The organism is Capnocytophaga sputigena, from assembly GCF_002302495.1.
In the GTDB taxonomy this organism is placed as follows: domain Bacteria; phylum Bacteroidota; class Bacteroidia; order Flavobacteriales; family Flavobacteriaceae; genus Capnocytophaga; species Capnocytophaga sputigena.
This window is the reverse complement of sequence record NZ_CP022379.1, coordinates 1,420,375-1,439,992: the sequence shown is the minus strand read 5'-3', so window position 1 is coordinate 1,439,992 and position 19,618 is coordinate 1,420,375. Positions and strand designations below refer to the sequence as shown.

Genomic DNA, 19,618 nt, shown 5'->3' with positions numbered 1-19,618 from the left:
GTATTATGGCAGGAAGTAAAGTAACAAAAACAATTTTTCAATACGCTTATGGTATTGGTGCCTCAATCGTAATCGTTGGTGCCTTGGCTAAGATTTTGCACGTAGATATCTTAGGTATGAGCGGTAGTTTCCTTTTAGCAGTAGGTATGGGTACTGAAGCTGTTATCTTCTTTATGTCGGCTTTTGAGCCTCAAGAAGAAGATTTGGACTGGTCTTTGGTTTATCCAGAACTTAAAGGTGGTGCTCCTGTAGCTCGCCAAGGTGTTATGGCTCAACAAAGCCAAGACGACAAACTCATCAGAGAGTCTTTGTCTGAAAAATTAGACAACATCTTAGCCGAAGCTAAGATCGATGCTAACTTAATGCGTTCATTGGGTAGATCTATCGAAAATTTCGCCGAAGCAAGTAAAGAAATCGCTCCTGTAGCTAACACTATGGTGGCTACTCACAAATACGGAGAAGAACTTTCTGAAGCGGCTTCTAACTTAGAATCTCTCAATAGCCTTTACAAATTACAATTAGAAAGAACCGAAAGACAAGTGTCTGCACAAGCAGGAATTGCCGAAAATCTTGATTCTTTGAATCGTCAGATGCTTTCTTTCAAAGATAATTTAAAATCTTTGAACACAATCTATGGAGGAATGTTATCTGCAATGAGCGGTGCAAGATAAGAGTAATTATTTATTAACTTATTAAAAAAATAGCTTATGGCAGGTGGAAAATTAAGTCCTAGACAGAAGATGATTAACCTGATGTATCTTGTGTTCCTCGCAATGATTGCTCTCAATATGGGGAAACAAGTCCTAGATGCGTTCGGGTTAGTAAATCAAAAATTTGAAGTATCTAATAGAAGAGATACTCAGGGAATTAGCTCAGCGATGGAACAACTATCGCTCAAAGCAAGCGAAAGTCCCGCTCAGTTTGCTCAAATCAACGAGCAGTCTAAACAAATTAAAACCATTTCCGATGATTTGTACAACTACGTACAAGGTCTAAAAGATGGTCTTGAAAAAGCAATCGGACAAAGCGATAAAAAGGTAAACGAAAAAGATTACCAAGCAATGGATAAATCTGACTATACCGACCACTTATTCTTTGCTGAAGGTGCTACCGAAGGTAAAAAATTCGTAGAAAATATCAAAAACTATCGCGAAGCCCTATTAAAAGTGTTAGGTGATAACCCAGCTTATGCTGATATCGCAAGAAAAGTTAAAGATAACTTTAATACCGATGCAGTAAAAGATAGAGATGGTAACACCGTTCAATGGTTGAACTTCAACTTCGAAGGTTTCCCTTACATCGCTACTTTAGCAAAATTCTCTATGATGCAATCTGATATCTTATCAGTACAACAAGAGTTCGTTTCTAAAGCGTTGGAAGGTCAATTGAAAGATCAAGTATCAATGACTAACTATACTACTTTGCTCGAGCAAGGTAAAGGTGCTTACTACCAAGGTGAGAAATTCGACGGATCTATCGTATTAGGTAGAAAAGACGCTTCTACTCGCCCTAACTCTGTAGAGCTCTCTTTAGACGGTAGAAAATTAGGACCAAGTGATTATACTATCGAAGATGGTCGTGTGAAATTGAACGTAGGTGCAGGTAATGCCGGTGAACACAAAATTACTGGTAACCTCTACTTCGATCAAGATGGTGAGCGTATTGCAGTACCTGTAGCTCAATCATTCTCTACCATCCCTAAACCTAACTCAGCAGTTATCTCTGCCGATAAGATGAACGTAGTATACCGCGGTGTTGATAACCCTATCACTATCTCTATGCCTGGTGTGCCTAACAACAAAATTGTGGCTTCAGGAGCTGGTCTTTCAAGATCTGGTAGTGCTTGGGTAATGCGTCCTGGTCAAGGTAAAGATGTAACCATTACTGTAAGTGGTGAAATCGATGGTCAACGCTTTAGCTCTTCTAAACTCTTCCGTATCAAAAATATCCCACGTGCCTCTGGTAGTATGGGTGGTATGATAGGAGACGCTAAATTGCCTAAACAAAACGTTGGTGTATTACCTGTAGTGGCTGTACTCGAAGACTTCGATTTCGATTTGAAACTTCAAGTAAACGAGTTCAAAGTATTCATCCCTGGACAACCAAGTATCATCGTAAAAGGTGGTAAATTTAATGAACAAGCTCGCGCAGCTGTAGCAAGAGCTAAACGTGGTGATAAGATACAAGTATTTGATATCAAAGCTAGTATCGTAGGTAACTCAAGCTTGAAATTGCCTCCTGTATCACCTATCATTATTGAAATAACAAACTAAGAAAATTTTTATGTTACAACTGAAGAAGATTATAGTACTATTGATGATAGTATTTGGATTTCAGCTTTCCTCAGCACAGGTAAATATACTTAATGCTAAAGTAGCCGGTGATATAGGGGTTAAGACCGAAGCTCAAATACAAGCGGATAACGATAAGCCGCTACCTTATGGGTATGTAGACGATCGTGACATCCTTTGGTCAGTGGAAGTATGGGAAGTAATCGACCTCAACGAGCGTGCTAACTTTCCCCTCCTTTTCCCTACTGATACTTTGGAAGTAGATGCTTACCGCCGTTCTTTGTACGATGTACTATTAAAGAATATCAAAAATGGTAAAATCAAGGATTTATACGTAGATTCTTATTTCACTCAAACTAAAAGTACTGAAACTATCGAGGCTTCTCTTTCTAAAATCGATACTCTAGACGAAGGTTACAACTTGCTCAACGCTGGTGAAGCCCTTCCTGATGAGTACATCACTCGTAGAAACTTAGAGTCTGCCGATATCGCTCAGTATCATATCAGAGGTATTTGGTATTTCGACAAACGTCAAGGGGAACTCAAATATCGTTTGCTCGCCCTAGCTCCTGTAGCTCCCGATGTAAACTTTATCGATTCTGATGACTCTACAATGTCAGCATTAGTACCTTTGTTCTGGGTGTTCTATCCTCAAGTGCGCGACATTTTGCACGAAGCTAAAACCTTCAACCGTAAGAACGACGCTCGCCCAATGTCTTTCGACCACTTGCTTAACGCTCGTATGTTTAGCTCGGTAATCTACAAAGAAGCTAACGTATATGGCGATAGGAAAATTAAGGATTATATACCCGATAATGCTCTCTTACAACTCTTAGAATCTGATAAAATTAAAGAGAAGATTCGCGACAGAGAGCAAGATATGTGGACGAACTAATTTTAAATTCACAGTTAGAGTATTTTTACAACAATTTTAGAAAAGCATTGCTCTCCCAAGAGCAGTGCTTTTCTAATTTACATTCCAAAACAACAAAAAGATGAACATCAAAAATGCACAATTAGAAGTAGATAATTGGATTAAAGAACACGGAGTAAGATATTTCAACGAGCTTACCAATATGGCTCAACTCACCGAGGAAGTAGGTGAAGTAGCTCGTATCATCGCTCGCCGTTATGGCGAACAATCGGAGAAGGAGAGCGACAAGCAGAAAGATTTAGGTGAAGAACTCGCCGATGTTGTGTTTGTAGTACTCTGTTTGGCTAACCAAACAGGCATTGATTTGCAAGACGCTTTTGATAAGAAAATGCTCCGCAAAACTCAGCGTGATCACGATAGACATCACAACAACGAGAAACTTAAATAAACAAAAAAACTCAGGGCAATACCCTGAGTTTTTTTATGACTATTCATCATCTTCTTCTAAGAGGTCATCGTCGTCGAAATCTTCATCGTCTATATCTTCAGCATCATCTTTTTTACTTTTAGCTAAAGCACCTTTTTTGCCTTTTTTAGGCTTAGCAAATGGGTCACCTCCATCTTTCAGCCATTGTCTTACTTTGGCTTCTATTTCTTCTACTAATTCAGGATTGTCGCGCAAGAGGCTAAGGGTAGCATCGCGTCCTTGAGCGAGTTTGCTATCACCGTAGCTAAACCAAGCACCACTTTTGCCTATAATTTCGGCAGCAACACCCATTTCTAACAATTCACTTACTTTAGAGATACCTTCGCCAAACATAATGTCGAAATAAGCCATTTTAAACGGAGGAGCTACTTTGTTTTTCACTACCTTCACTTTGGTTTTATTTCCTATGATATTGCCATCGCCGTCTTTGATAGCCGCACTACCTTGTGCGCCTCCATCTTTGCGGATTTCAAGACGTACCGATGAGTAGAATTTCAAAGCATTACCCCCTGTAGTAGTTTCGGTAGGACCGCCATACATTCCTCCACCTAATTTGTCGCGCAATTGGTTGATGAAAATCACTATACATTTAGCCTTGCTAATGCTACCCGTAATTTTGCGGAGTGCTTGCGACATTAGGCGGGCGTGAACCCCCATTTTAGAGTCGCCCATATCACCGTCGATTTCGGTTTTAGGAGTAAGCGCCGCTACCGAGTCGATGATTACAAGGTCTACAGCGTTAGAGCGAATAAGGGCATCGGCTACTTCAAGGGCTTGTTCACCACTATCGGGTTGAGAAACGAGCAAATCTTCAGTATTTACCCCTACGTTTTTGGCGTATACAGGGTCGAAAGCGTGTTCCGCATCGATGAATGCCGCTGTACCGCCTGCTTTTTGTACTTCAGCGATAGCGTGAAGGGTAAGCGTTGTTTTACCTGATGATTCAGGTCCGTAAATTTCAATCACGCGACCTTTAGGGTAACCGCCTACTCCCAAAGCAGCATCTAAGGCGATAGAGCCCGATGAGTAGACCTCTACATCTTCTATAGGGTTGTCGCCCAAAGCGCGCACAATGCCCTTGCCATAAGTCTTGTCTAACTTAGCAAGTGTGAGCTTAAGGGCTTCTTTTTTCTGATCTTGAAGCGAAAGTTCTTTATCGTTTTTTGCCATTGATTGGATTTTTATTGTTTAGATGTTTATAAGTGCAAATGTACGAAAATTTTATGAATTAACAAAATTAGGAAGTTTCAGTCTTTTTTTATACATTTGTCCGAAAATGTGTAGCATTCTATTTAACGAAATGAAAAAACGCGTATTGTACATATTATTTATGAGATTATTATCTGTCGTTTTCCTATGTTTATGCAGTTATAATTATATGAATGCCTAGCCTCTTTGGGAAGGTTTGAGTGTGGATAAGTTCTATAGAGAAAACAAAGAGATTTATCTACAAAGATTTGAAAATGGTATAAAATACTTCTCTGATAAAAAGGGAAGAGAAAATAATGGATTATCGCAAGGACAAAATACTTTGATTTATAAAAAAGATACTATGAAAATTTACATAGAGCCTATACCATATCATCTTATTATGGGGATTAAAAGAGTTCATTTTCAAAAAGGGGAATATGTAATTAACTTAAAAAAATGTATTTTAGGAGATAGTCTTAAAATTAAAAATTTTCCTTGTGATTGTTTAAATTATAGAAGAGAAGAAAAATAAAAAGTATTGATTTTTTGCTTTTTAGTTCTATATTTGCAGAAAAAACATATTCTTATCTCTACACTTTGTCAAAATCCTTAATTGCTCTTGCGGATCGCTTTTTTAATAAAGTCTATAAACCTGCCTATCAATCACTTTTAGAGAATGTTATGTACGGGCGTTTTGCAAACGCCCCTAAAAGCAAATCACTCACTTACAATTATATTCGCATCATAATCCGTGTAATTCGAGTTTCACATACCCAGCTGCGCCAACTCGCTCGCTTTGTGCGAGATTAAAAATATTTTACATTACTTACGCCGAACTCACATTAATTTATAATATAACCTAAAATGAAAAAAGTATTCATTATCCTTATCGTAGCCTTTATTACCATTGCTTGCAACGGGCAAACACCTAAAAACAAACACACTGATACCACCACTACCCCAAAAACCATTACAGAAAAAGAAGCTATTGAAGCCTTTAAAAAACAAAAGCACCGCTTTGAAATCAAAGGATATAAAATATATTATAACGACCAGCTGATGAAGTTGGATTCGGTTACCCATTTTATAAAACGAATAGGAGAACCTTCTATTGAAGAAGGAACTGCTATTGTTTGGAATTCTCTTCCTATATGGGGAAGATGTTATTCCACTATGGAAAGATTCTTCATCTACTTTCGTCCTTTTGCAGAAGGCAGAGAAGAATTGTCAGACCTAAATCCTTTTTATTATGCAGCGAAAAGAATGCCTGTAATAGATGGGTATATGTTAGTAGAGGGGCACCCTATCCATAAAGATACAACTCCTAAAGAGCTTTCAGAAATATTAGCTCCTATCTATGGAGATAATTTTGGTAATTTAATGGGAACCCCTACCATAGTTTTTGAACTCAAAGAAGACCAAATCAAAGAAATTATCCCCCACTGGGGTGCCGATAAAGCCTATAACAATATTTTTATTGGTTTTGATTATCTAAAAGATGAGAAAACTAAAAAGATTATAGGTTTAAAAAGCGTAGATTATTACAATTTTATGATGTAAAACAAAATAGTATTGCTTTTGCGGCTTGCCCCCCTTCTTTCGGAAGGGAAGTCGCGAAAGCGAGTATGTGGAGGGGTAGGACTATTATTTTCCTGATTATTAAATAATTTCACACATTCTTATGAAAAAACCATTATTATTTTTACTCTTAGCCTTGCAGCTCGCTAGCTGTCAGAACTATAATAGCAATAATAAGAATAAGAATATAAACGAACTACAATACGATTGGGGCGTAGCGGTGAATACTCCCATAGGCTACCCTATACGTTTTTATGCCGCTATGGTGGGAGGAACTCCCATTGTAAGAGAGTTGTATACTAAAAAAGAAGAACCCGATTGGGGAAATGCTTTTGGTTATGAAAGCACTTCAATGGACAAGCTACCTAAAAGCGTAGATATGGTATGGCTATCCTATAAAGAAGATTGCTTCTATAGGCTTAAGACTGCTATTGATTATGAAAAAATAGAAAAACTCTTCAGAGAAGGTTATAAAGAAAGAGTCCCTAATGGGGAAGTAAGACATAAAACCTATGATACTATAGTAGTGGGTATTGCCCCTGGGGGTGTAGTAGTGCTATGGGTAGGTAGAGGCTATAAAAAAATTACTGAAATAGGAAGATACCAAGCCGAAAAAATAGATTTGAAAGAGCCACCTGGGTTAGATAGTCACGAACGCCTTATATTTAGCAAAGAGGATAGAGAAGAGGTTTTAAATAGTGACTTAACAATTCCTAAAGCGGTACGCGAAGCCAATAAAAACAAACCTATCCCTTTTGGCTTATGGGATAGTTATAGAAACCATCAATACCAATGGTTCCCTATCTATGAAATTCCTGATGGAAAGATAGGTGATGTAGACTATCGCTATTGGAATGGAGAGGCAGGTACTACCTTGTATACTGATTTCGCTTCCTATATGGACAAAAAAGATTTCTTCTATTTAGAAGAGCCTATTCAAAAACGTCCCTTGTTTAAAGAATTAGTCATTTCTTACAAAGCTGAAAGCGGACAAAAATATTTAGCAAAAGTTTGGTTTGATTGGGAAGCAGTAGTAGCAGCTTATCAAAAAGTTTTTGGAAAAGAAGCCGCTCAAGTAACGGCTCACTTAGATATTCGCGTAAATCGCAACAATACCTACCTCACCTTTCAATTGATAGGTGATAATGGCAAACAAACTTTTTTAGAACCTAAAACATTAGAATACTATAAACTTTCTGATAGAAATATCATAACCCCCACCCCCTTAGACTAAAAATATGCCACAGAAATTTGTAATAAAACCATTATTATTTTTACTCTTAGCAACATTCCTAACCTCTTGTTCTATGTTCACCCCAAAGACGACAATATGAAATGGACTGCCCAATACAACTTTATGGATTTGTACAAACAAAAAGTATATGAAGGTTATTTTAATACAGGGGCAGCTATTGAGATAAATGGCATTGCAGTAATCAACAGCCACACTATTTTATTGGGAGCAGAAAAAGATTTGCGAGCTTTTGATCCTGAAATTTTAGAAAAACAAGCGGTGCTTTTTGTCTCTACCGACAAAGGTAAAACCTATAAGGAAATCCCCTTAGAAGGAAGCTACTTTGATAGTTTTTACAAAACTGAGAACTACTGCATTATAGAGACTTCGGGAGAGAATCGTTTTATTTATCTATTTAATAATAAAACACTTAAGGTGGAAAAAATAGATGAGTGTGATAATGATTTGAGTATATGGTATGGTATTTTTGACGGCAGATATATTATGTATAGCAACAAAGAAAATGAATATGTAATGGATATATCAAACCGAAGCAAAATGTATGAAATACCCAAAGCAATTAAAAATATACCTACTTATCCTATCAATCAGAATGGAGATTTGATTTATATGAAAAACAATGATTTGTATATTTACAATGTCATCTCTCAACAAGAGAAGTTATACAAGAAACTCAAAAATAAATATGACTATTTCTCTTCTATGGTATTTGAAGAAGATGATACTCCACTAACATTACAGCAAGTAAAGAATGAAGATGATGAGGAAAAGTATGAGAAAAAGATTTATAATTTAGATGAAGAGTTGTTGTATATTATCAATAAGGACAATAGGCGAAAACATTACAGATACAACAATTTTATTTGTGACTATTCTGCCTTAGGTTCTTCTCCCGAAATTCGTTTTTCTTATGATTATGGCAAAACTTGGAAAACACATAATGTAAAAGGTTTTTCTATCTTACAAAGTACTTTTGGCTTTTATAAAGATGAATTTTTGGTAACTGAGGGCATTTTCTTTCGAGGAAATTCACCAGAAAGTGGTGGGCGCATAATGGTAGGGGAATTTCAGAAATAAAAATAGTACGAGCCGCACGGGCTTTTGCCCGTGCGGCTCGCACCTGTAGTAAATAATTACATTCTGTTTTTCTGGTCACCATCGGCTTGTTGACCCTTGTATTTGCTTTGAGTAGCATTGAAATTGTACTCTAACCCAATGCGAAATGAACGCATATTGTTATCAAAATGTTTATTGTTGGTAACATAAGGATTCTGCACTCTATCATAAGCATTCATTTGGTCGAAAGCATCCATTACACCTCCATATACTTCCAATGATTTGTTGAGGAAAGAATGTGAAAACATCAAAGCTACCATCGACATTGGTTTGTAGCCATAAACAGTATCCTTACTTCCTTTACTGCGATACATCATCATCAAAAAGAGATTGGCATTATCACTTAGGCTAAATTGGTTCATCAAATCAGCTCCAAAATCGGCTTGGTTGTTCTCAAAAACGCCATTAGCAAACTGTTTGCCGTACATCAAATTGAATTTGGGTACCCAACGCCCTATTTGGTAATAAGCCGAAAGTTCTAATCTCAATCTTTGGTAGTCACCAAAATTGTGAATGTAGCGCTCTACTACATTAGGCAGGGTACGCGACAATTGGTAATCTTCAAAAAAACCATTGTGTACCAATGAATAATCTACTGATAGAGAGACAATTTGATAAGTAAGCAAGAGTGAAAAATCATCGCTTAGGCGCGGTTGCAAATCGGTATTACCGCGATTGTAAAGAAAAGGGGTTTCATACGTAAAACGGTCGGAAAGTTCATAAAAGGCAGGGCGAGTGATTTTTTTGGCATAGCTAAATGACCATTCGGTTTTATGCCAAGGAAACGCTACCGAAATATTAGGGAGCAAGTGCTTGTAACTACGGCTTTTAACATTGCTCTTCACATCGTTTTCAAAATAACCAAAATCAGTATATTCATAGCGTGCGCCTATTTTCCATTTGGTTTTATGCCAAGGGAACGAATAACTCGCAAAAACAGCCGATTGCGTTTCCTTGTTGTCAATATCGGTAGGAGTACTGATATTGTCTTTATAATTGTCGTAGCGTGATAGGGTGCTGGCTTCCACCCCATAAGCTAACAAGCCTTTGCCTACTCGCTGCGTGAGATTGGTTTTCATCGTCCACAAGTGTGATTGCGCATCCGAATGGGTGTTGATATTGCGCTGAGAAGGTGTGGTGAGGTTGCGCTGAGAAGGTGTGGTGAGGTTGCGCTCTACAATATCAGAACGATAATTAGAGAATGCGCCCGTATAGAACACATCGGTTTGCAACTTGAGTTTATCGGAGAGTTTGCCATCGTAATACACATTGGCATTGAGGCGTGTATCCTTGTTGAGGCGGTCGAAAGTGTTCAATCCTTGTTGGGTAAGAGTTCCATTGCGGTAAGTAGCTGTGTTTTGCTCGGTAACATTACGCCCCGATAGCGGACTTGTAGTCATCCACACACTTGCCCCCAATGAATGTTTATCGTTGATTTCGTGAGAGAAACCTGTTTTAGCATAGAAATTTCGGGTGTTATCTTTCACTATTTCATCGGTGCGCACTTGCCAATTGTTGGCTTGGGTATGCACATTCAATTCTTGATCGTTTTCGCGTTTGATATTGTGGTTGACATTGGCGCGTGTTGAGAAGAAAACATCTGTGTTACCTGAGCGGTAGTTTAAGTGAGCATCCACAAAGCCTTCTTGTCCTTTTTTAAACTGACTTTCCACACTCACACCGCCACTGAGCCCGTCGCCTTGTTTCTTTTTGAGGAAGATGTGAATCACCGCCCCCACACTGTTGTCGTATTCAGCACCCGGTTGCGTTTCCAAGCTAATGCGGTCTATTTCCTTAGGGGAAAGGCGATATACATCGTTCATATCGCGCACTCGCTTGTTGTTGATATAGAACAAAGGTTTTCCTTTGCCAAATACTTCTACGCCATAAGAGGTATACGACATTGATACCCCAGGTAGGAAATAGAGCAAAAGGTCTACTTTAGGGATGTTTTTTAATGAAGAAGCCGCTACATCGGCAGTAATTACAGTGCCTTGTTGTTTCATCACAGGGCGATGAGCCGAAACCACTACTTCACCGAGTTCATTTACTGATTTTTGTAGGGAAATGTTTCCTAAATCGTTAGACGAAGGGATAAAAACTTTTTCTTTGTACTCCAAATGGGTAATTTTGAGTACTGAAGACTTGCCTTGGGCATTGTCGGGCAGTTCAAAATGACCTTTATCATCACTGATAGCCCCTTTTACCATTGTAGAATCGGGGAGAGTGAGTTGGATAACATTGGCACCAAAGATAGGTTCTCCTTTTTCGCTTACTAAAGTACCTTTATAGGCGCTTTGTGCGTGAGTAATAGCAAGAGGAAGAAGCGCCATTACTAAAAATAGTATTCGTTTCATACTTTGAGTTTGATAATTGATTGTTAATTGCGCCGCAAATATAAATATAGTTTTTTATAAACGCAAGTAAATTTAAAACTTTTTAAAATTAATTTAAAAACTATTTAAATAATAATATATGATTTTAGGTAAAAAATCACAAGAAAAAGAACTAAAAAAATATTTTTGAAGGCAAATATATTTTTTAAAATGACAAATCATTTATTATTCAAAGAGTTTGTCCAAATAATTTAATATGGAACGTTTACAAAATGTCCTTATATAACAACACTTTAAAAATGAATGATTATCAATGTAATAAACTTTTTTAAAGGCGCAATCTACTCCTTTGGCAAAGTCTTTAGTAAATAATTACATTCTGTTTTTCTCTTCCTCATTACCTCCTTGACCCTTATATTTATTTTGAGTAGAGTTGAATCTATAAGCAAGAGCAACAATAAAAGTACGACCGTTAGGGTTGGTTATATAATTTTTATTGGTTACTAAAGCGGTTCTTGTTTCCCCAAAAATTTTAGCACTATTAAAAATATCAGTAACCCCAGTATAGAGCTGTAAGCTTTGTTTAGGGAAAGTTCCTAATATAATAAAATCAAAATATGCTGAGGGTTTATAATTGTAGTCATTACCGCCAAAAGTACCTTTAGTATGGTATTTCATATTGAGCAAACCTATCCATTTTTGAGAGAATAAAATCTGACTATCAATACCTGCAAGCAATACGGGGTCATTATTTTCAAACACCCCATTTCCAAATTGTTTGATGAAAGTAAGTGAGGTTTTAGGACGCCACCTCTTCCAGATAGTATGTTGAGCTGAAAGTACTAATTTCAAGGTTTGATAAGTATCAAAATTGCGCAGAGTTTTTTCTACTACATTTGGATTGAGGGCATAAAGTTGGTAATCGGTAAAAATCCCATCTTTAGCTATAGAATATTCTGCTGAAAGCGAATAATCTTTGTAGGTAGTGAGCCAACTGAACTCGTCTGTGAGAGTAGGTACAATATTAGGGTTACCACGATTGTATAAAAATGAAGAGCTATAAGCTGAATAATCACTGAGTTCATAGAAAGCAGGACGACGAATACGCTTGATATAACTGAATGACCATTGGGTTTTATCCCAAGGGAAAGACACCGAGATATTAGGTAATACATTGCGATAACTACGACTTTGCACCTCGCGCTTTTGTCCATTTTCAAAATAATCAAAATCAGTATACTCATAGCGCAATCCTGCTTTGAAGTTGATTTTATTCCAAGGGAAAGCATAGCTGGTGAAGACAGCAGATTTCAGCTCTTTATTCTCTACCTTAGAAGTGCTGAGCACATTGTCGCGATAGTCTTCATTGCGAGAAAGTGTACTTCCTTCAAAACCATAACTGAGACCTCCATTTTTACCTACTTTTTGAGTAAAAGTAGTTTTGAGTCCCCACCAATTAGATTGAGCTTCCGAATGAGTATTAACATTGCGTTCAGCAGGAGTTAATAAGTTTTTCTCTAAAATATCCGAAGTGTGGTCGGAGCACATTCCTTGATAATCAAGATCGGTTTGCAATTTGAGTTTGTTAGAAAGCTTACCTTCATAGTACATATTGGTAGTTAAACTTTTGTTTTGATTAAAGCGGTCGTAATGGTTTTTGTTTTTGCCAATGAGGGAAGCACCTCGATAAGTTTCGTTTTCTTGGTCGGCAAAAGTATGTCCAGACATAGGGTTAATGTATATCTGTGCACTAGCACCTATAAAATGTTTATCACTAAACTCGTGATTAAACCCAAATTTACTAAACAAGTTTTTACTATTATCTTTTTGAGTGTTTTTGCTGTTCACTTGCCATTGTTGTGATTGAGTTTTAACATTCAATTCTTGGAAATTCTCACTCCATATTTCATTTTTAGTTTCTGGCTGAAGCATCAAGAAAAAGTCGGTATTACGTACGCGATAATTCAGACTTGTTGCGATATGGGCTCTTATTCCGTTCTTAAAATCAGATTGTATTCCCACAATACCACTGAGCCCATCACCTTGTTTCTTTTTAAGTTTGATACGGATAATAGCTCCCACACTGTTGTCGTATTCAGCACCAGGTTGAGTTTCTATATCAATGCTTTCTACCTCTTGAGGGGAGAGTTGCATCAATTCTACATAGCTGCGCAACTTCCTATTATTAATATAGATAATAGGATTTTTCTTACCAAAAACCTCTATTCCTCCAAAAGCCGATTTGTTCACTCCCGGCAGAAAGTCAATAATCATTGAAACTTGGGGAAAATTCTTAAGGGTGGAAGCTGCAATATCGGTAGTAATGAGTGTTCCCTGCTGCTTCATAAAAGGTTTAGTAGCCGAAACCACTACTTCACCGAGTTCATTTACTGATTTTTGTAGGGAAATGGTTCCTAAATCGTTAGAAGAAGGGGTAAGGACTTTTTCCTTGTACTCCAAATGGGTGATTTTAATCACTGAAGGATTACCTTGGGCGTTGTCGGGCAATTCAAAATGACCTTTGTTATCGCTAATGGCTCCTTTTACCATTGTAGAATCGGGGAGAGTGAGTTGGATAACATTAGCACCAAAGATAGGTTCTCCTTTTTCGTTTAGTAAAGTACCTTTATAGGCGCTTTGTGCGTGAGTAATGGCAAGAGGAAGGAGTACCATTACTAAAAATAGTATTCGTTTCATACTTTGAGTTTGATAATTGATTGTTAATTACGCCGCAAATATAAATATAGTTTTTTATAAATACAAACAAATTTAAAACTTTTTAAAATAAAAACCTTTTAATCATTTATTCCTCGTCCCTCGTCCCTCGTCCCTCGTCTCTCGTCATTCGTCCTTCGTAATTCGTCTCTCGTCATTCGTCATTCGTCATTTGCCCCTCGTCTCTCGTCATTCGTCATTCGTCATTATTATATATTTCGTCATTCGTACTTCGTAATTCGTAATTATTTTATATCTTTGCCACTTGATTCTGATTAACACATTACCCTTTTATGAATTTAACTCCTGCATTAGAGAAACAATACACTAAAGAACAGAAAACAGCCCTTGAGGCTCAGCGTTTGGCTCAAGAAATAGCTTTTGGACCTGTTGTTTTTCAAATCTCCCAACTAATGGTAAAATTTGGCGTTTTGGAAGCGTTATGCAACGCTCCTGATGGTCTCACTATGGCGGAAGTTGCCGCTCAAACAAAACTGAGCGACTACGCGGTGAAAATACTTTTGGAGGCATCGCTCTCTATAGGTACCGTAATTGTGAGTAACGACGATCGATTTTCTATCACCAAAGCAGGTTGGTTTTTGTTACGCGACAAAACAACACGCGTGAATATGGAGTTTATACAAGAGGTGTGCTACGAAGGCTTATTCCACCTCGAAGAGGCTCTTACCGAGGGCAAACCTTCAGGATTAAAAGTATTTGGCTCTTGGTCTACTATCTACGAGGGGCTTTCACAACTGCCCCCTAAAGCCCAAGAAAAATGGTTCGCCTTCGATCATTATTATTCTGATTATTCGTTTGATGATGCTTTGAACATCGTTTTCAAACAACCTGTGAAAACCCTGCTCGATGTGGGCGGCAATACCGGTAGATTTGCCTTGAGAACAGTGGAGTACAACCCCGATGTGCAGGTAACCATTATGGATTTGCCACAACAATTAGGGTTGATGAAAGCCAATACCGCTGGTAAAGCAGGTGCTGAACGCATTGCGGGACATCCTGCAAACCTCTTAGACGCCTCGGTGCCTTTCCCTAAAGGATTTGATGCAATATGGATGAGTCAGTTTTTAGATTGTTTTTCTGAAGATGAAGTAACGAACATTCTCAATCGTGCTGCAGCTGCAATGGATGAACATACCTCGCTTTATATACTCGAAGCCTACTGGGATAGACAACAACACGAAACAGGGGCGTATTGCCTCACCCAAATAAGCGTTTATTTTACCGCAATGGCAAACGGCAACAGCAAGATGTACTACTCTGGTGATATGATACGCTGTGTGGAGCGCGCCGGATTGGAAGTAAGTGCTATCTATGATAACTTAGGCAGCGGCAATAGCCACACACTTTTTCAAGTGAAGAAAAAAAGTGAATAGTGAAAAGTGAAGAGTGAATAATGCGATACAAAAAACCTCCCCGTACAGTTCAAATTGCACGGGGAGGTTTTTATTATGGACTTTGACAAAGTGTTATAACTTATTATTTGTTACTTGTTACCTGAATTAAGCGTTCGAGCGCCATACCGCGTGAGCCTTTGATAAGAAGTAGACAATTATTGAACAATAGGGTAGGGAAGACCTCTTTAAAAGCCTCGAAAGTTTCGTATTGCGGATAAGGGCTTTGGGTTTTAGCAAAGTTGCTCCCTACCAAATATACACCTTCCCACTCATAATTTTTTAGTTTATCCACTATACGCTGATGTTCTTCTCCAGCGTAGTTCCCTAATTCAAACATATCGCCTAAAATGAGTACTTTCTTCTTCTCGTCACTCATTGTAAGCAGGTTGTCGATAGCTGCCGCCATACTGCTGGGGTTAGCATTATAAGCATCGAGCAATACGGTATTGCTGCCCCATTGCATCAACTGACTGCGGTTATTCTGCGGGATATAGGCTTCAATACCTCTTTTTATAGCTTCGTTAGAGAGTTTGAAAAATTTGCCGAAAGCTACTGCAGCGGCTATATTGGTAAAATTGTAGCTACCTACTAAATGTGAAGTTGCTACGGTAGGGGTATCGGTAAATCCTTCTATTACAACTCTTTCTCCTTCTTCGGTAGTTTGTGTAGAGGCATCTTCAAATTGTATGGTTACGGGCTGAGTACCCAAACACTGTACGGCTACATTCACCCCTTTACCTACCCCGAAACTATACTCGTTGTGATAATCGGCTAAGAGGGCTTCGGTAATAGGGTTATCGGCATTAGCGATGATAGTTTTTTGGTGCGCTTTCAGGTAGTCGTAGAGTTCGCCTTTGGTTTGTATAACGCCCTCAAAAGAGCCAAAGCCCTCTAAATGAGCTTTGCCTATGCTGGTGATATAGCCGTAATCGGGTTGAGCGATATTGCAAAGGAAAGCGATTTCGCCAGGGTGATTGGCACCCATTTCTACAATAGCGATATCGGTTTCGGGTTTGATAGAGAGCAGGGTGAGTGGTACTCCTATATTGTTGTTGAGGTTGCCTTGAGTGGCTACTACGTTCAGCTGCTGTGATAAAACAGATTTGATGAGTTCTTTGGTAGTGGTTTTACCATTGCTACCAGTGATGCCTATCACGAGAGTTTTGAGTGTGTTGCGATGATAGGTAGCGAGTTCTTGCAGGGTAGTGAGTACATCGCTAACCAAGATCATTTTATCAGAAGTTTGATAAGCAGCCTCATCAATTACGGCATATTGAGCTCCTTTTTCGAGGGCTTCGGCAGCAAAGGTATTTCCGTTGAACGAAGCCCCTTTTAGTGCGAAATAAATACTACCTTTGGCAATATTGCGGGTATCGGTAGAGACGCCTGTAGAGGCGAGGAATTTTTGGTAAAGATTTTTCATTTTCTATTTGCATTATATGCGACTAAGGCATCCCAAGTGATTGTATTTTTTTCTTCTTCATTGAGTTCGTCTAATGACTGTCTTTTTTTAGTAAAGAAAGAGACGAGTTCATCTACACTATTTACTCCAAATATTTCTTTGATAGTGTTGTAGTTATACTCTAAATCATCTTTTAAATATCCTAATTTTTGAAGAGATTTTACAGAGACATATTGTTTTACTACTCCCCATAAAGGGATTAAGCTAGCGCGCTTTATATTTCGCTCTTTTATTCTTTGTAGGTCGATATCATATTGAGATTGATAACTCATCCAATGCATTGCAGGGATTTTGAATACATTCTCTAATAGTACAGCTATTTCGGCAGTTATATTTCTCTTTCCTTTTATAATTTCATTGATATACGATGATTTAACTCCTAAAAGAATAGCTAATTCTTTTTGAGTCATATCTATTGCCTCAAGCTCATCTTTTATGATTTCACCTGGATGAATGGCTTTAAAAGGTATTAAGTTGTTATTATTTGGCTTCATAATTTCTATTTTTTAAGAATAATGGTTATTGAGTTCTATTATAGAACATATTGTTATAATAGTAGGCGGAGTTTCGTCGGTTTCTTCTATAGAGGAAATGAATTCTATCCGGTATTTATTGTTTACTCTAATAGATTCTATACCTTTTTTATCTCCTTTCAATTTTTCATAGTTAAGACTATTATACAGAAATAAGTCTTCTATTCTATCAGCTATTTTCAGTTTTTGAATAGTTTTTACAAAACGTTGCACTATATCCTTTGGTAGGTTTTTATACTTTTTATGTTTTGTTTTTCCTTCTTCATATAACTCTCTTAAACATTCTTCTTCAAATTCTATTATCATAATTGATTGTGTTTTTCTGCTGCAAAAGTACAAAATATTTTATTATAAGTTCACTTTTTAGTGAATATTTTTATACGAGCTACGTGGTAGAAAATTTTGGCAAAGTGTAGTAACAGCAATATGACTTTGTAGATATTATATAGAAAGGTATAATAGAAAAAGTGCTGCAAACATTACTATTTACAGCACTTTTTCTATATTAGTTTTAAAAATTTATCCTTTAGGAGTACGGTGATCCTTTTTAGATTTAGAACCTACACGGCTCATTGCATTACGGAATCCGATGTAATCGGTAGCGATGTATTGAGGGAGATAACGGCGTTGTGCTGGGTCAATCCAGTAAGCGCGGTCTCTCCAAGAACCTCCTTTATACACACGAACTTCATCATCTATAAGAGATGTACGGTCATTAGAAGTGTCGTAGTCTTTACCATTAAGCTCTGTACCTGGTTTTTTAAAACGAGGGGCGTTGTACATAGAGTTTGTATATTCGGCGCCTGGAGCTAGGAGTTCATTTTGGTTACGGAAATTACGTGTAGATGATTTTTCACCATCGTTGTAACTGCGGTTATCGGCGTGAGTAAAGTTATAACGCAAGTAAGTTTCGTTAGAATCGATTGGCACAGTAGCCAAGTTACCAGGGAGGTTGCGAGCGATTACTCTTCTATTAGGCAAGGTATCGTATTTCACAGCTTCAGGAGTTACTACGATTTGTTTGCCATCTTCGCCGATAGCGTGTTTCATATACACGTTACCACGATGGTAGTTGAAGTCGGATTTTTCATCGTCTATGATAGGACGATATACGTCGGCTACCCATTCTGCAACGTTACCAGCCATATCATACAAACCGAAGTCGTTAGGTGGGTAAGTTTTTACAGCAACGGTGATATCACCTTTGTCATCTGACCAACCAGCTAATCCGCCGTAGTCACCTTTACCTTGTTTGAAGTTAGCCAAGAGTTCACCACGAGTGCTACGTTTAGTAGAGCGAGTGTATTGGCTATCCCAAGGGTATTTTTTTCTACCTTGTAAAGAGTTGTATTCGCGGATACCATTGAGTGATTTAGCAGCGTATTCCCATTCTACTTCGGTAGGTAGGCGGTACTCAGGCAACAATACTCCGCTAGTTTGTTTAGCGTAGCTAGGTTCACCTTCTTTATTGGTATTTTTACCACCCATTTCGCCAGCGATTTTACCGCCGTAAGTTTGGGTAGGAGCGTTGAGGTAAGTATCGGTACTGAAAGTACTTTGCGCGTCAACTTGGTAACGGGCATCACGAGCGAGGTAACCATCGCGTTCGAGGATAGCCTCATTCACGCGGTCGGTACGCCAAGAGCTGAATTGTACAGCTTGAACCCAGTTTACCCCAACTACGGGATACTCGGCATAAGCAGGGTGACGCAAGTAGTTGTTCACCATAGCTTCGTTAGCGCTCAAAGGACCTCTCCACACTAAAGTATCAGGGAGAGCACCTATATATATATTGCGGTATTGCTCTTGATCGGGAGGGAAGACACGTTTGAGCCAATCGAGGTACTCCATATACATTTTGTTGGTTACCTCAGTTTCATCCATATAGAAGGATTGTACGTGTTGCTGAGTAGGAGTGTTGTTCCAATCGTGCATCACGTTATCTTGCACTTGCCCCATAGTAAAGGTACCACCTTCAATAAGCACAAGTCCAGGACCGGTTTCTTGATCTTTGAAATCGGTGTTGTATTGGAATCCGCCTTCTTTAGCGTTGATTCTCCATCCTGTTGCACTTGATACATTTCTATCAGACTTTTTGCCTCCACAGCTAGTGAGCAATAAGCCTGTAAGAGCTATGCAAATAGGGATTCTTAATAAACTTCTTTTCATAGTAAAAACACTTGTTAGCATAAAAATTCGGGCGCAAGATACTACTTTTTTTCAAAATAGTATACTTGTTTTAGCATTTTAACGCTATATTAATATTAAAATATTTTTTGCTCTTTGTTATATTGCTGATTTATAATTATTTGTATATCTTTTCCACTTGGTTACATTTTGCTCATTTACAAAGGTTTTAGCGTGT

Annotated in this window: 16 protein-coding genes; 9 read left to right on the top strand and 7 right to left on the bottom strand. The window is 38.1% G+C overall.

Annotated elements, in window-relative coordinates:
* Window positions 1-5: 5 nt before the first annotated feature.
* The 4 genes from porL (at window position 6) to CGC57_RS06245 (ending at window position 3,613) form a co-directional block, all read left to right on the top strand.
* A complete protein-coding gene (gene porL, locus CGC57_RS06260; protein WP_002679774.1) occupies window positions 6-671 on the top strand; it encodes a type IX secretion system motor protein PorL/GldL in 666 nt (221 codons plus the stop codon).
* A 36-nt stretch (window positions 672-707) separates the two neighbouring features.
* On the top strand, window positions 708-2,273 hold the full coding sequence (gene porM / locus CGC57_RS06255) for a type IX secretion system motor protein PorM/GldM (RefSeq protein WP_095898424.1): 1,566 nt from the start codon (window positions 708-710) through the stop codon (window positions 2,271-2,273).
* Window positions 2,274-2,283: 10 nt separating this feature from the next.
* Entirely contained in the window at window positions 2,284-3,186 is a 903-nt protein-coding gene (gene porN / locus CGC57_RS06250) for a type IX secretion system ring subunit PorN/GldN (protein ID WP_095898423.1), read from the top strand.
* A gap of 100 nt (window positions 3,187-3,286) precedes the next feature.
* Window positions 3,287-3,613 carry a nucleotide pyrophosphohydrolase gene (locus CGC57_RS06245; RefSeq protein WP_095898422.1) on the top strand — a complete coding sequence of 109 codons (327 nt, stop codon included), beginning with the start codon at window positions 3,287-3,289 and terminating at the stop codon, window positions 3,611-3,613.
* A gap of 39 nt (window positions 3,614-3,652) precedes the next feature.
* Here CGC57_RS06245 and recA read toward each other — a convergent pair whose 3' ends face one another.
* Window positions 3,653-4,822, bottom strand: coding sequence for a recombinase RecA (gene recA / locus CGC57_RS06240; RefSeq protein ID WP_095898421.1), 1,170 nt, complete (start codon window positions 4,820-4,822; stop codon window positions 3,653-3,655).
* A 241-nt stretch (window positions 4,823-5,063) separates the two neighbouring features.
* Here recA and CGC57_RS06235 point away from each other — a divergent pair, with 241 nt between their 5' ends.
* From CGC57_RS06235 to CGC57_RS06215, 4 genes are all read left to right on the top strand, one after another.
* Entirely contained in the window at window positions 5,064-5,375 is a 312-nt protein-coding gene (locus CGC57_RS06235; protein WP_232033955.1) for a hypothetical protein, read from the top strand.
* A 332-nt stretch (window positions 5,376-5,707) separates the two neighbouring features.
* Window positions 5,708-6,403, top strand: a complete 696-nt coding sequence (locus tag CGC57_RS06225) for a hypothetical protein (RefSeq protein ID WP_095898419.1) — start codon at window positions 5,708-5,710, stop codon at window positions 6,401-6,403.
* Between the two features lie 121 nt (window positions 6,404-6,524).
* A complete protein-coding gene (locus CGC57_RS06220) occupies window positions 6,525-7,655 on the top strand; it encodes a DUF2931 family protein (protein WP_095898418.1) in 1,131 nt (376 codons plus the stop codon).
* Window positions 7,656-7,751: 96 nt separating this feature from the next.
* Entirely contained in the window at window positions 7,752-8,753 is a 1,002-nt protein-coding gene (locus CGC57_RS06215; protein ID WP_095898417.1) for a hypothetical protein, read from the top strand.
* Between the two features lie 56 nt (window positions 8,754-8,809).
* Here the strand turns inward: CGC57_RS06215 and CGC57_RS06210 are convergent, their stop codons facing one another.
* Window positions 8,810-11,149 (bottom strand): outer membrane beta-barrel family protein, encoded by a 2,340-nt coding sequence (locus CGC57_RS06210; RefSeq protein ID WP_095898416.1) that lies wholly within the window; start codon window positions 11,147-11,149, stop codon window positions 8,810-8,812.
* Window positions 11,150-11,500: 351 nt separating this feature from the next.
* Entirely contained in the window at window positions 11,501-13,825 is a 2,325-nt protein-coding gene (locus CGC57_RS06205; RefSeq protein WP_095898415.1) for an outer membrane beta-barrel family protein, read from the bottom strand.
* A gap of 311 nt (window positions 13,826-14,136) precedes the next feature.
* On the opposite strand from CGC57_RS06205, the gene CGC57_RS06200 reads away from it, so the two are divergent.
* The gene (locus tag CGC57_RS06200) at window positions 14,137-15,237 is read left to right on the top strand and encodes a FlxJ family methyltransferase (protein WP_095898414.1); all 1,101 of its coding nucleotides are present in this window, start codon (window positions 14,137-14,139) and stop codon (window positions 15,235-15,237) included.
* A 103-nt stretch (window positions 15,238-15,340) separates the two neighbouring features.
* On the opposite strand, the gene CGC57_RS06195 is transcribed toward CGC57_RS06200, so the two are convergent.
* The 4 genes from CGC57_RS06195 to gldJ form a co-directional block, all read right to left on the bottom strand.
* The gene (locus CGC57_RS06195; RefSeq protein ID WP_095898413.1) at window positions 15,341-16,681 is read right to left on the bottom strand and encodes a UDP-N-acetylmuramoyl-tripeptide--D-alanyl-D-alanine ligase; all 1,341 of its coding nucleotides are present in this window, start codon (window positions 16,679-16,681) and stop codon (window positions 15,341-15,343) included.
* Window positions 16,678-17,214, bottom strand: coding sequence for a HigA family addiction module antitoxin (locus CGC57_RS06190; RefSeq protein WP_095898412.1), 537 nt, complete (start codon window positions 17,212-17,214; stop codon window positions 16,678-16,680). Before CGC57_RS06190 ends, CGC57_RS06195 begins: the two co-directional genes overlap by 4 nt.
* A gap of 12 nt (window positions 17,215-17,226) precedes the next feature.
* Window positions 17,227-17,559, bottom strand: a complete 333-nt coding sequence (locus tag CGC57_RS06185; protein WP_095898411.1) for a type II toxin-antitoxin system RelE/ParE family toxin — start codon at window positions 17,557-17,559, stop codon at window positions 17,227-17,229.
* A gap of 213 nt (window positions 17,560-17,772) precedes the next feature.
* Window positions 17,773-19,422, bottom strand: coding sequence for a gliding motility lipoprotein GldJ (gldJ, locus tag CGC57_RS06180; RefSeq protein ID WP_502692924.1), 1,650 nt, complete (start codon window positions 19,420-19,422; stop codon window positions 17,773-17,775).
* Between the last annotated feature and the right edge of the window lie 196 nt (window positions 19,423-19,618).

Excerpts from the sequence above, each read along its gene's own strand:
- porL (WP_002679774.1), top strand. The coding sequence starts at position 6 with ATGGCAGGAAGTAAAGTAACAAAAACAATTTTTCAATACGCTTATGGT.
- porM (WP_095898424.1), top strand. The coding sequence starts at position 708 with ATGGCAGGTGGAAAATTAAGTCCTAGACAGAAGATGATTAACCTGATG.
- porN (WP_095898423.1), top strand. The coding sequence starts at position 2,284 with ATGTTACAACTGAAGAAGATTATAGTACTATTGATGATAGTATTTGGA.
- CGC57_RS06245 (WP_095898422.1), top strand. The coding sequence starts at position 3,287 with ATGAACATCAAAAATGCACAATTAGAAGTAGATAATTGGATTAAAGAA.
- recA (WP_095898421.1), bottom strand. The coding sequence starts at position 4,822 with ATGGCAAAAAACGATAAAGAACTTTCGCTTCAAGATCAGAAAAAAGAA.
- CGC57_RS06225 (WP_095898419.1), top strand. The coding sequence starts at position 5,708 with ATGAAAAAAGTATTCATTATCCTTATCGTAGCCTTTATTACCATTGCT.
- CGC57_RS06220 (WP_095898418.1), top strand. The coding sequence starts at position 6,525 with ATGAAAAAACCATTATTATTTTTACTCTTAGCCTTGCAGCTCGCTAGC.
- CGC57_RS06215 (WP_095898417.1), top strand. The coding sequence starts at position 7,752 with ATGAAATGGACTGCCCAATACAACTTTATGGATTTGTACAAACAAAAA.
- CGC57_RS06210 (WP_095898416.1), bottom strand. The coding sequence starts at position 11,149 with ATGAAACGAATACTATTTTTAGTAATGGCGCTTCTTCCTCTTGCTATT.
- CGC57_RS06205 (WP_095898415.1), bottom strand. The coding sequence starts at position 13,825 with ATGAAACGAATACTATTTTTAGTAATGGTACTCCTTCCTCTTGCCATT.
- CGC57_RS06200 (WP_095898414.1), top strand. The coding sequence starts at position 14,137 with ATGAATTTAACTCCTGCATTAGAGAAACAATACACTAAAGAACAGAAA.
- CGC57_RS06195 (WP_095898413.1), bottom strand. The coding sequence starts at position 16,681 with ATGAAAAATCTTTACCAAAAATTCCTCGCCTCTACAGGCGTCTCTACC.
- CGC57_RS06190 (WP_095898412.1), bottom strand. The coding sequence starts at position 17,214 with ATGAAGCCAAATAATAACAACTTAATACCTTTTAAAGCCATTCATCCA.
- CGC57_RS06185 (WP_095898411.1), bottom strand. The coding sequence starts at position 17,559 with ATGATAATAGAATTTGAAGAAGAATGTTTAAGAGAGTTATATGAAGAA.
- gldJ (WP_502692924.1), bottom strand. The coding sequence starts at position 19,422 with ATGAAAAGAAGTTTATTAAGAATCCCTATTTGCATAGCTCTTACAGGC.